General features: G+C 43.9%; 15 protein-coding genes and 1 pseudogene. 9 read left to right on the forward strand and 7 right to left on the reverse strand.

The features are described 5' to 3' along the window. Nucleotides 1-1,173, reverse strand: a 1,173-nt coding sequence (locus QZY09_RS06830; protein ID WP_295670015.1) for an acetyl/propionyl/methylcrotonyl-CoA carboxylase subunit alpha, incomplete at its 3' end; no start/stop codon positions are given. A gap of 228 nt (nucleotides 1,174-1,401) precedes the next feature. On the opposite strand from QZY09_RS06830, the gene QZY09_RS06835 reads away from it, so the two are divergent. After that, nucleotides 1,402-1,596 (forward strand): hypothetical protein, encoded by a 195-nt coding sequence (locus QZY09_RS06835; RefSeq protein WP_096351750.1) that lies wholly within the window; start codon nucleotides 1,402-1,404, stop codon nucleotides 1,594-1,596. Here QZY09_RS06835 and QZY09_RS06840 read toward each other — a convergent pair. After that, nucleotides 1,586-2,113: a GNAT family N-acetyltransferase gene (locus tag QZY09_RS06840; RefSeq protein ID WP_295670022.1), complete on the reverse strand. Its 528-nt coding sequence runs from the start codon at nucleotides 2,111-2,113 to the stop codon at nucleotides 1,586-1,588. The genes QZY09_RS06835 and QZY09_RS06840 overlap by 11 nt on opposite strands. Nucleotides 2,114-2,166: 53 nt before the next feature. Then, complete coding sequence (locus QZY09_RS06845) at nucleotides 2,167-2,655, reverse strand: c-type cytochrome (RefSeq protein WP_295670026.1); 489 nt, start codon at nucleotides 2,653-2,655, stop codon at nucleotides 2,167-2,169. A 171-nt stretch (nucleotides 2,656-2,826) separates the two neighbouring features. On the opposite strand from QZY09_RS06845, the gene QZY09_RS06850 reads away from it, so the two are divergent. Together QZY09_RS06850 and QZY09_RS06855 are read left to right on the forward strand one after the other, a co-directional pair. Next, on the forward strand, nucleotides 2,827-3,315 hold the full coding sequence (locus QZY09_RS06850; protein WP_295670028.1) for a GNAT family protein: 489 nt from the start codon (nucleotides 2,827-2,829) through the stop codon (nucleotides 3,313-3,315). 208 nt (nucleotides 3,316-3,523) lie between these two features. Continuing rightward, nucleotides 3,524-4,546, forward strand: coding sequence for an aldo/keto reductase (locus tag QZY09_RS06855; RefSeq protein WP_295670031.1), 1,023 nt, complete (start codon nucleotides 3,524-3,526; stop codon nucleotides 4,544-4,546). A gap of 74 nt (nucleotides 4,547-4,620) precedes the next feature. On the opposite strand, the gene QZY09_RS06860 is transcribed toward QZY09_RS06855, so the two are convergent. After that, nucleotides 4,621-5,637 (reverse strand): low specificity L-threonine aldolase, encoded by a 1,017-nt coding sequence (locus QZY09_RS06860; protein WP_295670034.1) that lies wholly within the window; start codon nucleotides 5,635-5,637, stop codon nucleotides 4,621-4,623. 41 nt (nucleotides 5,638-5,678) lie between these two features. Here QZY09_RS06860 and QZY09_RS06865 point away from each other — a divergent pair, with 41 nt between their 5' ends. Beyond that, on the forward strand, nucleotides 5,679-6,362 hold the full coding sequence (locus tag QZY09_RS06865) for a hypothetical protein (RefSeq protein ID WP_295670036.1): 684 nt from the start codon (nucleotides 5,679-5,681) through the stop codon (nucleotides 6,360-6,362). Nucleotides 6,363-6,419: 57 nt separating this feature from the next. On the opposite strand, the gene QZY09_RS06870 is transcribed toward QZY09_RS06865, so the two are convergent. Further along, on the reverse strand, nucleotides 6,420-7,634 hold the full coding sequence (locus tag QZY09_RS06870; RefSeq protein WP_295670039.1) for an NAD(P)/FAD-dependent oxidoreductase: 1,215 nt from the start codon (nucleotides 7,632-7,634) through the stop codon (nucleotides 6,420-6,422). Between QZY09_RS06870 and QZY09_RS06875 the strand changes: the two genes are divergently transcribed. The 3 genes from QZY09_RS06875 to QZY09_RS06885 all read left to right on the forward strand — a co-directional run bounded on the left by QZY09_RS06875 (nucleotide 7,633) and on the right by QZY09_RS06885 (nucleotide 9,749). Then, nucleotides 7,633-8,241, forward strand: a complete 609-nt coding sequence (locus QZY09_RS06875) for an NADH-quinone oxidoreductase subunit A (protein ID WP_295670042.1) — start codon at nucleotides 7,633-7,635, stop codon at nucleotides 8,239-8,241. The genes QZY09_RS06870 and QZY09_RS06875 overlap by 2 nt on opposite strands. Continuing rightward, nucleotides 8,234-8,752: an NADH-quinone oxidoreductase subunit B gene (locus tag QZY09_RS06880; protein WP_295670054.1), complete on the forward strand. Its 519-nt coding sequence runs from the start codon at nucleotides 8,234-8,236 to the stop codon at nucleotides 8,750-8,752. Before QZY09_RS06875 ends, QZY09_RS06880 begins: the two co-directional genes overlap by 8 nt. Before the next feature lie 94 nt (nucleotides 8,753-8,846). Then, nucleotides 8,847-9,749, forward strand: a complete 903-nt coding sequence (locus QZY09_RS06885; protein ID WP_295670057.1) for an alpha/beta hydrolase — start codon at nucleotides 8,847-8,849, stop codon at nucleotides 9,747-9,749. An 8-nt stretch (nucleotides 9,750-9,757) separates the two neighbouring features. Here the strand turns inward: QZY09_RS06885 and QZY09_RS06890 are convergent, their stop codons facing one another. Continuing rightward, nucleotides 9,758-10,234: a low affinity iron permease family protein gene (locus tag QZY09_RS06890; RefSeq protein WP_295670068.1), complete on the reverse strand. Its 477-nt coding sequence runs from the start codon at nucleotides 10,232-10,234 to the stop codon at nucleotides 9,758-9,760. Between the two features lie 62 nt (nucleotides 10,235-10,296). On the opposite strand from QZY09_RS06890, the gene QZY09_RS06895 reads away from it, so the two are divergent. Further along, nucleotides 10,297-10,854: a GNAT family N-acetyltransferase gene (locus tag QZY09_RS06895; RefSeq protein WP_295670072.1), complete on the forward strand. Its 558-nt coding sequence runs from the start codon at nucleotides 10,297-10,299 to the stop codon at nucleotides 10,852-10,854. A gap of 127 nt (nucleotides 10,855-10,981) precedes the next feature. On the opposite strand, the gene QZY09_RS06900 is transcribed toward QZY09_RS06895, so the two are convergent. After that, nucleotides 10,982-11,506: a fasciclin domain-containing protein gene (locus QZY09_RS06900; protein WP_295670084.1), complete on the reverse strand. Its 525-nt coding sequence runs from the start codon at nucleotides 11,504-11,506 to the stop codon at nucleotides 10,982-10,984. A gap of 343 nt (nucleotides 11,507-11,849) precedes the next feature. Here QZY09_RS06900 and QZY09_RS06905 point away from each other — a divergent pair. Continuing rightward, nucleotides 11,850-12,184 (forward strand): annotated as a pseudogene (locus QZY09_RS06905) (5-(carboxyamino)imidazole ribonucleotide synthase); the annotation flags it as partial.

A 12,184-nucleotide genomic window follows, 5' to 3' on the forward strand; every position in this document is an offset into this window, starting at 1 on the left:
GTACGTGATCAGTTTGGCGATCATCGGGTCGTAATAAATCGGGATCTCCATCCCCTGCTCAAAGCCATCATCCACCCTAACGCCCGGCCCCTTGGGGGTAACGTAGGTTTGCAGTGTGCCGATATCCGGCAAAAAATTATTATCCGGATCTTCCGCATAAACCCGTAGTTCAATGGCATGGCCCTGTATTTCCAGGTCCTCCTGTTTAAAGCTGATAGCTTCTCCCCTCGCTATCCGGATCTGTTCTTTCACCAGGTCGATCCCGGTGATCAGTTCTGTTACCGGGTGCTCTACCTGCAGGCGGGTGTTCATTTCTAAAAAGTAAAAATTCAGTTGTTCATCCATAATGAACTCAACCGTGCCAGCTCCTGTGTAATTAACCGAACGGGCTACATCTACCGCACATTTACCCATTTGCTGCCTGATCTCCGGCGTTAATACTGATGATGGCGCCTCTTCAATTACCTTCTGGTGGCGGCGCTGCACCGAGCAGTCGCGTTCAAAAAGATGAATTATATTGCCATGGGTATCGCCAAGCACCTGGATCTCGATGTGACGGGGAGAGGAAACATACCGTTCAATAAAAACGGAGCCATCGCCAAAAGCGGAGGTTGCTTCTGATACCGCCAACGCCATTTGTTCTTCAAAATCTGCTGCGGTATCCACTATCCGCATGCCTTTGCCGCCTCCACCTGCCGCTGCCTTTATCAGGATAGGAAACCCAACTTCAACGGCTCTGCGTTTGGCTTCCTCAATATCGGTAATCGCTTCTTCGGTGCCTGGCACCATCGGGATATCATATTTTAAAGCAGCCGCCTTAGCAGAAAGTTTATTACCCATTATTTCCATCGCCTCAGGCGAAGGGCCGATCAATATCAACCCGGCTTCCCTAACCATTCGTGCAAAAGCTGCGTTCTCGCTCAAAAAACCATAGCCGGGATGTATTGCCTGGGCCCCTGTTTGTTTACATGCGGCAATAATCTTTTTTCCAACAAGGTACGATTTTACCGAAGGCGATTCGCCGATATGAACCGCTTCATCAGCATAACGAACATGCAGCGCATCACGATCAGCATCTGAATAAACCGCAACAGTTTTAATACCCATTTCGCGGGCGGAACGCATTACCCTTAACGCTATTTCGCCGCGGTTGGCAACAAGAATTTTTTGCATAGAAACAAATGTAATGGATTAGCCGGAAAGTTAAAGGGCTTAAACCCGCAATACAAAACAAAGATATTGCAGTAATATCAGGCGGTTTCTTTATACTCAGTATTAACAACTGGTTATCAGTAAATTATCAAACCAATTTAATTCCGCTACAAATCTTTCTAACCAAAATTAAAATAACCGCAACTATATAGACATTGTTGTCGTAAAACACTCAAAAAAGCAAACCACATGGATACTTTAATTTTATTTGCTAAAATTCTTTTCGCTCTGGCCGTATTTTTATTTATCGGAGTTTTATTCTTTAGCTATATTAAATACTTAAAACGGACTTATTTCCCCAACTGGAAATTCCCTGACTATATCAGCGTTGGATATGCTGAGTATTTGTATAACAAATACCTTAAAAAGACCATCAAAAAATAGGCCCAGGATTATTATCAATTAATAACTCAAAAAACTTAAGGTCGAGCCAACGGCCGAATTTGTAACCAACTTCTTTAAAATTTGCCACCTCTTTAAATCCAAGGGACTGGTGAAGCTGAATACTGATCTCGTTATCGGCGCTGATACCAGCAATAACGGCATGGATATTTATTGCTTTTGCCCGATCAATTAAAGCGAGCGACAATATTTTGCTGATCCCCTTTCCCCTGAATGATCGGTCCACATAAACAGATACTTCTACGGTGTACCGGTAACAGGGCCAGGCCCTGAAATGGCCAAAACTGCTAAAACCAGCTATTTCCCCGGCAACTTCAGCCACATACACGGGGAAATTATTATTCACCCTTTCGTAGTACAATTCTTTACGCATTTGCAGTGAGTGCGGTTTTTCACTGTATACGGCGGTAGTGTTTATAATAACATCGTTGTAAATACCCAGTATGGGCTCAAGGTCTTCCTCGCGCGCATCCCGTATTATTATTTCTTCGATGTTCATAATCAAACAAGGTGAAACACCCTGCAGTGGCTTGCTACAGGGTGCTTATTATTTTATTGATGATTTTCAGGACCGCCAGTACCCGGACCACCCGGACCTGGACCGGCGGGGCCAGGACCTCTTTTACCTTCGGGGACTTTTATTTCCGGGTGAGATTCGCCGCGGTGACAGGTATAGCAATTGATGCCTGTATGGGCCATCATTCCAAGGGAATCTTTTTTCGCTTCAAAAAATTTCTGATTGATTTTGTTCATCATCTTGAACATGTGCCGCGCCATTTCCTTTTCAGGTTTGGCATCGCTGGCAAAATCCAGTCCTTTACCCTCAGCATTCGGGGCGTGGCAAAAATCGCATCGTACGCCAAGGGATCCTGCCCATTCGCGCATAATCATATGCAACTGCTTATCTGTAAGGTTCTTGGGCAATACTTTTACATTCATAAACCCGCCCTTCTCCTGTTGAGGCGCCATAGAGGTTAGTGCTACAACAGTTATTACAGATGTAATAGCCAGCGTAGCCAAAATTTGTCGGTTGATTAACATAGCGTTGTGATTTTAGTCAACTAAATTAATTTATTCAGGCGAATGTTCCAAACCTGACCATAACAAATGCAAGCCCCGATGTAAAAAGCAGCCGTTTTTAACAACTATAATACCAAAACCTATGGTAACTGGTTTTGGTATAATTATATCAAACCCACCGTAATTCGACGAATGAATCTGTTATATTTGATATTCATTTTCATCCAGTCATCTATGGTACTCATCCCGGTTAACGAACATCTTAAAGATAACAAAGAATTTACGGATGATCCGGATTGTATTGAAAGTGTAACCATGTCAGTTGATTTTTATAAAAGGATCGGCTTTAATCCGCCCTGGATCTGTTATTACGCCCAACTGGAAAACCAGCTGGTTGGTTGCGCAGGGTACAAAGGCAAACCGGTTGATGGTAAGATCGAGATTGCCTATGGGGTTTTTCCCCAATATTGGCAAAAAGGTATTGGCACCCAAATTGCAAAAAAAATGGTTGTCCTTGCTTTAGCAACCGACCCATCATTAACCATAACGGCCAGAACCTTACCCGAAGAAAACTTTTCCGCACGCATCCTCCGTAAAAACAACTTCAAACTTTTGGGGCAGGTGACTGACCCTGAAGACGGTGAAGTATGGGAATGGGAATATATGAAAGATACTAATTGAGTTATACACGAATTTTCACGAATGAGTTCGAATACCACCAATCAAATCAGCTCGGCCATTTATGTTAGCAGCTCTTCCTTTTTTATTCGCTATGATATGCGATATTCTTATTCTTGACCATTCGTGTCCTTTCTTTTTTACCCTCACCTGACCAACCGTTCCCAATAAAAACCCCAACTTTACATTTATAACAAAACCCAGCAAACTTATGAAATACAATTTTTTAGGAAACACCGGCCTGGTGGTTTCCGAACTGTGTTTTGGCACCATGACCTTCGGCGGAAAAGGGTATTGGGAAGCCATCGGTAAAGTGCAGCAAAAAGAAGTAAACGACCTGATGAAAGTAGTTGTTGACTCCGGCATCAATTTTATTGATACGGCCAACGTTTATTCTTACGGCGAATCAGAAAAACTCCTCGGTCAATCAATAAAAGATCTCGGCATTAACCGCCACGACCTGGTAATTGCCACCAAAGTGCGAGGTCGTATGAGCGAAGGGCTCAACAATGTTGGCCTTTCCCGGTATCATATTTTCCAATCAGTTGATGAAAGCCTTCAGCGCCTGCAAATGGATCATGTTGATGTACTGTATGTACATGGGGTCGATCCGAAAACACCCGTTGAGGAGATCATGCGTACGCTCAACGACATCGTTTTAACAGGTAAAGTACGTTATGTAGCTGTTTGCAACTGGCCGGCATGGATGGTGATGAAAGGCCAGGGCATAGCCGAAAAACACGGCTGGAACAAATTTGTGGGCATGCAATATTTTTACTCATTAGCAGGCCGCGATATAGAACGGGAAATATTGCCCTTTGCCTCGGACCAAAACCTCGCGGTTATGCCCTGGAGCCCATTGGCCGGCGGTTTCCTGGGTGGTAAATATTCACGCAACGCTGAAACAGCCGAAGGCTCACGCCGTGCAACTTTCGATTTTCCTCCCATCAATAAAGAAAAAACTTATGATATCATTGATGTGATCACCGAAATTGGCAAAAAAAATAATGCCTCTGTTGCTGAGGTTGCTCTTGCCTGGGTACGATTGCAAAAAGGCATTACCAGTACCATTATAGGCGCAAAAACGGTGGATCAGTTGAATGCCAATATCAAATCGACAACCGTTGAACTTTCCGCAGACGATATTCAAAAAATAGACGAGGTGAGCGCCTTACCGCGCGAATACCCCGGCTGGATGGTTGAAAGGCAATCAGCGGATAGGGTGTTGAAGTAGTATTTTGGTTCATGGATCATAGTTCATAGTAAAGCACGGCTTTGAACTATGATTCATGAACCATCAACTATAAACTAATCGAGATGCTTTAAGACTTCAACAACGTACTCCACCTGATCAGCATGCACATCCAAATGCAAAACAAACCTGATCCGGTTTAGACCTGTTGACAGCGCCTGAATCCCATGTGCAGCCAATTTATCTAAGACTGTGGCAGCAGGTTCAACCGTATCAAATAGCACGATATTAGTCTCGGCGGGTAATACATTGGCTACCCATCCGCAGTTAGCGAGTTCTTCGGCCAATATCTGGGCATGGCTGTGATCTATTTTCAAACGTTCTACATGATGATCCAGCGCGTAGATGCCTGCGGCAGCTAAAAAGCCTGCCTGCCGCATTCCTCCGCCAAAAACCTTGCGCACCCTGCGGGCATATTTGATGGTTTCTTTACTTGCCAGGAATACAGATCCCACCGGGGCTCCAAGCCCCTTAGATAAACAAACAGAAATACCATCGAAATACTGGCCGTAATCCGCAGCTTTATCGCCCGTTTTAGCCAATGCGTTAAATATACGGGCACCATCGAGGTGCAACTTCAGCCCCTTTGCCTTGCATAGGTCTGCTATTGGTTTGATGTCATTTAAAGTATAGCAGCTTCCGCCACCCCTGTTCACCGTATTCTCCAGTACAACCAAACTGGTACGCGGATAATGGTCATTAATGGCGTTGATCTCCGGCTCAATCATTTCGGCAGTAATTATTCCCCTGTATCCATTTAAAAGCCGGGTTGAAACCGAAGAATTAAAAGCGATGCCTCCACCTTCATAACGGTAAACATGCGCCGTTTGATCGGCAATCAGTTCATCCAGTGGCTGGGTAAAACATTTGATGCCGATCTGGTTAGTCATCGTGCCTGAAGGGCAGAAGATCCCGGCTGCCATACCAAATAGATCAGCAGTTTTTTGTTCCAGTGCATTGATAGTCTCATCCTCGCCAAAGACATCATCCCCAACTTTCGCGTTCATCATAGCTTCCATCATTCCCGGTGTGGGTTTGGTAACTGTATCACTGCGTAAATCAACATTCATCATATTAAACAGGCTAAAAATGCGTTATTTGTGTTTCAATTATTATGCGCTCAATTTTAATCATTTTATTTTTCATACTGACCATTGTATCAGCAAAATCATACGGCCAAAAATGGCAGCCAGGTCACTTTACTGACATTAAGGGCAATATTGAAACAGGTTTGCTACGTTTTGGCTCAGGCAAAGCGCCCATCAGGGGCGAAGCTTTTATTGAATTTAAAGAAGACAAAAAAGCCGAACCCTTCAAGCTAAGCGCCAGTGATTTAAAATCGTTTGTTATCGCCCGTGATAGTTTTGTTGTGGCCCACGCACCTGATAATGAAACCTGGGCGCATAATGATTTTGACTTTGTACGGGTTGTATTAGATGAAGATATTAAACTTTATGCAGCAGGCGGTGTAAAAACCGGCGGCGCTGGCAGTGGCTTTAGCGTGGAGCCGGGCATCGGGGCAGGCGTGGGAAGCGGCGGTGTGGGGGCCGGTGTTGGAGGCGGTGTATCTATCCCAATAGGCGGTAGCGGGGGCGGAACCTACCAAAAACTGGTTTATTATTACGGCAGTAATACCGCGAATGTGAAGCGCCTTAATGATAAAAACTTTGAGGACATTATGTGCGACATGATGGGCGATTACCCCGACATTGTTGATAAAATACACGCCAAAGTTTATATACTCGAAAACGTTGACAGGCTGATAGCGTACTTTAAGCAGGTGAAAAAGGGTTCATAGTTCATGGATCATAGTTCATGGCAGCTGCAAATCCTACTATGAACTATGAACCATGAACTACAAGCTCCCAGCTATCACAAACCCGCTGGCCCAGGCCCATTGAAAATTGTAGCCACCCAACCAGCCGGTAACATCAACGCACTCGCCGCCGAAATATAAGCCACGGACTTTTTTAGCTTCGAGCGTTTTTGACGAAAGTTCATCTGTGGATACACCGCCCCGCATTACTTCTGCTTTATCATAGCCCTTATCACCTGCCGGTTTCACTTTAAACTCATGGATCAGGCTGTTGATATTTTCGATATCTGCTTTTGTCAGGGAAGCCAGGTTCTTCTCAACTGGCAGCCTGTCGCTTAAAGCCTCTGCAAATTTACGGGTATATAAACCAGCAAGGTAAGCCAGTAACATTTTTTTACCATTGGCTTCCCGTTCCTGCTGAATCAGTTCAGCGATATTTTGATTGGGAAGCAGATCGATATAAATATATTCGCCGGGTCGCCAGTAAGAAGAGATCTGCAGGATGGCCGGCCCGCTCAGGCCCCAATGGGTAAACAGGATATTTTCCTCAAAACTGGCCCTGTCGTTCCAAACCCGGCAAAAGATGCTATTGCCTGATAGCTGTTCAAACCAGGGCTGGTCTTTTCCGGTTATGGTTAGCGGCACCAGCGCCGGCGCAGTATCGTTTATCTTCAGTTCAAATTTACGTGCAGTCCGTAAGCCAAAATCAGTGGCCCCCATTTTGGGTATGGGTAGCCCGCCTGAGGCGATGACTACTTTTGAAACCAATATATCTTCTGTAATACCGTCAATTTCGACAGAAACAATGAAACTATCCTCCACCTTTTCTACACCCTTAACATCGGCATTACAAATAATTTCCTGGTCCAGGTCATCGCATAAATCGGTAAACACTTTTACCACGTCCCTGGCTTTATCACTCTCCGGAAAGAGTTGCCCCAGCGTTTTTTCTTTGCCAACAATACCATAAGTTTCAAAAAAACTGATGGTATCTTCAACCGTCCATTGTGACAGGGTCGATTTACAAAAATGTTCGTTCTGCGATATAAACTGCTGTGGCGTAGCATACAGGTTGGTATAATTACACCTCCCTCCGCCGCTGATCAGGATCTTTGCCCCCGGTTTATCGTTTTTTTCCAATACCAGCGTACGCTTGCCTAAAAAGCCTGCCTGTACGGCGCACATTAAACCACAGGCGCCGCCGCCAATAATTATTGCATCAAAATGGGTTAGTTTGTTTATTTTTGCTGTCATGGCAGGTGTTCCGCAAATATCAGAATTTGGCAAGATACTTATCTTTCTTATTACAGGTATAATTATGGTGGGCTTTACCTTTTTTATTACCCGCCTCATAGCCCCCAATAAACCCAATCCCGAAAAGCTCACCTCATACGAATGTGGCGAAGAACCTACCGGCAATGCATGGCTGCCATTCAATACCCGCTTTTACGTCATCGCACTGGTTTTTTTGCTTTTTGATGTTGAAATGGTATTCATTTTTCCCTGGGCAATAGTGTTTGGCAGTCATACTTTAAATGAGGCCGATCCGCGCTGGAGTGTATTGTCATTGATTGAAATGTTTGTATTCCTGGGCATCCTGATACTCGGCCTGGCCTATGTTTGGGTTAAGGGCGATTTGAACTGGATAAAACCCGACCCAATCAGGCCCATCTCCGGAACTAATATCCCGTCGACCCTTTATGATAAGCTAAACGAAGAACAAAGCGCTTACAAAGTAAAAGCATTTACCGTTGAGCAATCCGTTTCCGAAACAGTCCAAAATGACGCTGCAACTGCAACTGCCCCTCCGGTAAGAAAACCAATGTTTAAACCAACTTTTAAAAAATCCGGCAATGAGTAACGAATTAAGCAGCGAAAGCGGTGGTGTGGTAGTCACCAAAATTGATGATCTGCTCAACTGGGCAAGGTTGTCATCCTTATGGCCACTGAGTTTTGGCATCGCCTGCTGCGCAATTGAACTGATGGGCGGCTTTGCCAGCACTTACGACCTCGACCGTTTTGGCGTTTTTCCGCGCCCCTCAGCCCGGCAGGCTGATGTGATCATCATTGCAGGTACGGTAACTTTTAAAATGGCGGAACGCATTAAACGGCTTTACGAGCAAATGCCCGAACCCAAATACGTGATCTCTATGGGCTCCTGCTCCAACTGCGGCGGGCCTTACTGGCAACATGGCTATCATGTGGTTAAGGGAGTGGACCGGGTGATCCCTGTTGATGTGTATGTGCAAGGGTGCCCGCCCCGCCCTGAATCACTTATCGGCGCCATCCTGGAACTCCAGAAGAAGATCGAACGTGAAAGCTTGCTGGGTGCCCGGAATTCAGCAAAAGCAGGAAGCCCCGAGGCTGTGTAACTCCTGCGATTTTTCGCAGCGGTGATTATAACATAAAAGTCATACCTATAATAGCATTAAAAGCCATACCAGTTAATTCATCTTTTTAACTATCATGAAGAAAACGTTTCCCCTACCCGTCATCTTTTTTTTACTTATTTCCCATTTTGCCGGCGCCCAAACCGCCGCTAATAAAGAGATCTTCCCGGCCGGCACCTCGGTACTCGAGAATATTCCGTATGCCAACGATACACTAAAAAAGCATACGCTTGATATTTATATGCCACCGGTGAAAAGCCTGGGCTATCCCTTAATTGTATGGATCCACGGAGGCGCATGGATGTCGAATGATAAACATGCCGATATGGGCTATATGACCAATACCATCAAAGCGTTTTTAAACGCAGGCTATGTATTGGCTTCCATTGATTACCGCCATAGCACAACAGCTCCCTTCCCCGCGCAAATACAGGATTGCAACCGCGCTATAGAGTATTTATATGATAATGCAGCACAATACAGCATTGATGAAAGCAGGATCGCGCTCATCGGGTTTTCTACGGGCGGCCACCTGGCGTCATTAATCGGGTTATCGAATAACAATTTAGAGAAATCCTTTTACTATAATGGCAAAAAACCCCAATTCAAAATCACAGTAGTTTTGGATTTTTACGGGCCTTCGGATTTTTTAACGCTGAAAGGCCACGACAGCCCGGATCCTAAAAACCCTATAACGTTACTGCTGGGTGGCACCGTTGCCGAAAAGCCCGAATTGGCCAAAAAGGCCAGCCCGATAACTTATATTGATAAAAAGGACCCGCCTTTTTTTATCGTCCAGGGTGAAAAAGACGAATTTGTTAACCCTGATCAATCTATCTTGCTAAGTAACCGGTTAAAAAGCGCGCATGTGGCTAACCAGCTAACAATCGTTCCTGGCGCGCCTCATTATGGCGTAATGTTTGATACCGATTTTATCAAACGCGACTTGATGTCATTCTTAAACAAATACATGAAATAGGCACTTTATTAGTTGTTTTTATTCCTCAGGAAGTCGTTTTTTATATCCTCCTCGGCGGATTCAATAGCGTCTTCAATGGAATGACTTTGCGTGTTTGATTTTGCTTTTTGGGTCAGTTCAACCAAAGTTCGATAGTGCTCATAAAGGGTTTTCAATTGTTCCTCACTCAAATCCTGGATATTGAGTAACCGGTTACTGGCGCCGTTATTGGCTGCTATCAGCTCATTTAATTTTAACTGTACCGCGATAGACTCTTTATTTTGTGATTTTTGGATCAAAAAAACCATCAGGAAAGTTATAATAGAAGTGCCCGTATTAACTATCAGCAGCCACGTATTTGAAAAATGAAAAACCGGACCACTAACGGCCCAAAGCAAAATCACCCCGACAGCAGCCAAAAAAACCGGCGAACTACCGCTATAGGTGGTTATGGTGTTGCTTATTTTTTCAAATCCCGAAATATCATCATTTGATTGATTGCTCATATTTATATTTGCTTTAACTTATAAGCCTCTAAAGCAAAAATTGTTTGCTGCATATGCCACACATGAATGAACCAAAGCAATATTTAACCCAATTCCCAGCCTTAACAACCGGGCGCCTCATCTTAAGAGAATTAGTTGAGGGTGACGCCGCCGAGCTGGTAAACTTAAGATCCGATGTCCGGGTCAATCAATACTTTAACAGGCCAAAATCAATGACTAATGAAGAGGCAGCAGCATTTATTAGGAAGATCAATGACGGACTAAAAAAAGGATGGTATTACTGGGTAATTTCGTTAACCGGCTACCCGGGCTTAATCGGAACTATTTGCCTTTGGAATTTTAACGAAGAAAACGAAAGTGCCGAAGTAGGTTACGAATTATCACCCGACTTCCAGGGAAAAGGGTTGATGCGGGAGGCGTTATCAAAAGTTATTTCTTTTGGGTTTGACACGGCTGGCTTTAAACAAATTATTGCCTACACACACAGCGGGAACGCAAGGTCAAAAAGCCTTTTGGAAAAAAGTGGATTTATCAGGGATCAATCACTTGAAAAAGAATTACTTGAAAAAGAGGCTAACCGTAAGGATATTGTGTATTCACTTAAACCCTCCAGTATTTAATTTGCCCCTCAGGTAATCATAGTAGTAATCCGCATTTAAATTTTATAGTCACGTTTTTTACCTTTTATCAGCGACAAAAAAAGCCCGGCTTAAAATTAAACCGGCCCTGTAGTATTGTCAAAAAAAGCTATTTGGTTAGCACGCCGTCGATTCCAATAACAACGCCGTTTGTACCTAAAATATCAAAGGCAATCACTTTAGCATGGTTACCCAGTGCGTCAGTAAAAGTAAGATGTTTATCAGTTACAGACAAGGTTAGCTTATTGCCGTCTATGGTCGGTAATGTCGGTGTTCCGCTGCCAAGCGTTTTAATCAATTCGGCTTTGTCAAACTTTCCAACAATCACATGTCCCTTTAACACTGCAGCAAGCTTTGCCGGATCCGCCATTAAGCTATCCAGCTTACCTGCTGGCAAAGCGGCCAAAGCAATATTGCTTGGTGCAATAATGGTGTATGGACCTGCTCCCTTTAATGTTGTACCAAGGTTTGCTGCCCTTAACAGCGCAGCTGTAACATTGTAATCAGCGTTGCCGGACAAAGTTACCACCAGATCGCCTGTTGGGGCTGTTGCAGCCGCCTGGGCAAACGCCCTGTTTGAATAAAAACCGATAGCTAATACCGCTATTACCATTAAAATTGACTTCTTAATCATACTTTGTTCAGTTAAAATTTAATAATTTAATTGTTAGTTTAACGTTTATATTCCCTTTGGCATATATACCAAAAAAAATAATTTTCTAAAATATGAACAAGCCATTTTTTGGAAAATTGTATAAAAACAATGAAATTGTTACGTAAATGATATGCAGATTACAGATGTGCAAAATCAAAGAGCCCATATACTAAAAGCTGTTTGTATTTGGGCACATCTACCAGTTTAAATATCAAAAAAACTGAACATCCACACATTTGCATATCCAAACATCAAAAAAATCCGCACATTTGCACATCTGCACATCTGCACATTTGCACATTTGCAGATTTGCACATCATCAATGAAAGCATTCTACGGAGATCTAAAACTAGGAATATTAGGCGGCGGCCAGTTGGGCCGAATGCTGATACAACAGGCGATTAATTATAACGTAACGGTTAAAGTGCTGGACCCTGACCGGGAAGCGCCTTGCCGCAAACTTTGCGATGAGTTTGTAGTGGGCTCATTAAGTGACTACGAAACGGTTTATAATTTCGGTAAAAAGGCCGATATGGTGACGATTGAAATTGAAAAGGTAAACGTTGACGCGCTTGAGCAATTAGAAAAAGAGGGCGTTTTAGTTTACCCGCAGCCACGCATCATCAGGCTGATCCAGGATAAAGGCCTGCAAAAGCA

Source organism: uncultured Mucilaginibacter sp. (genome assembly GCF_903913935.1).
GTDB lineage: Bacteria > Bacteroidota > Bacteroidia > Sphingobacteriales > Sphingobacteriaceae > Mucilaginibacter.

What these genes read in the sequence shown, in the direction of transcription:
- QZY09_RS06835 (WP_096351750.1), top strand. Translation starts at nt 1,402, where the DNA reads ATGGATACTTTAATTTTATTTGCTAAAATTCTTTTCGCTCTGGCCGTA.
- QZY09_RS06840 (WP_295670022.1), bottom strand. Translation starts at nt 2,113, where the DNA reads ATGAACATCGAAGAAATAATAATACGGGATGCGCGCGAGGAAGACCTT.
- QZY09_RS06845 (WP_295670026.1), bottom strand. Translation starts at nt 2,655, where the DNA reads ATGTTAATCAACCGACAAATTTTGGCTACGCTGGCTATTACATCTGTA.
- QZY09_RS06850 (WP_295670028.1), top strand. Translation starts at nt 2,827, where the DNA reads ATGAATCTGTTATATTTGATATTCATTTTCATCCAGTCATCTATGGTA.
- QZY09_RS06855 (WP_295670031.1), top strand. Translation starts at nt 3,524, where the DNA reads ATGAAATACAATTTTTTAGGAAACACCGGCCTGGTGGTTTCCGAACTG.
- QZY09_RS06860 (WP_295670034.1), bottom strand. Translation starts at nt 5,637, where the DNA reads ATGATGAATGTTGATTTACGCAGTGATACAGTTACCAAACCCACACCG.
- QZY09_RS06865 (WP_295670036.1), top strand. Translation starts at nt 5,679, where the DNA reads ATGCGCTCAATTTTAATCATTTTATTTTTCATACTGACCATTGTATCA.
- QZY09_RS06875 (WP_295670042.1), top strand. Translation starts at nt 7,633, where the DNA reads ATGGCAGGTGTTCCGCAAATATCAGAATTTGGCAAGATACTTATCTTT.
- QZY09_RS06870 (WP_295670039.1), bottom strand. Translation starts at nt 7,634, where the DNA reads ATGACAGCAAAAATAAACAAACTAACCCATTTTGATGCAATAATTATT.
- QZY09_RS06880 (WP_295670054.1), top strand. Translation starts at nt 8,234, where the DNA reads ATGAGTAACGAATTAAGCAGCGAAAGCGGTGGTGTGGTAGTCACCAAA.
- QZY09_RS06885 (WP_295670057.1), top strand. Translation starts at nt 8,847, where the DNA reads ATGAAGAAAACGTTTCCCCTACCCGTCATCTTTTTTTTACTTATTTCC.
- QZY09_RS06890 (WP_295670068.1), bottom strand. Translation starts at nt 10,234, where the DNA reads ATGAGCAATCAATCAAATGATGATATTTCGGGATTTGAAAAAATAAGC.
- QZY09_RS06895 (WP_295670072.1), top strand. Translation starts at nt 10,297, where the DNA reads ATGAATGAACCAAAGCAATATTTAACCCAATTCCCAGCCTTAACAACC.
- QZY09_RS06900 (WP_295670084.1), bottom strand. Translation starts at nt 11,506, where the DNA reads ATGATTAAGAAGTCAATTTTAATGGTAATAGCGGTATTAGCTATCGGT.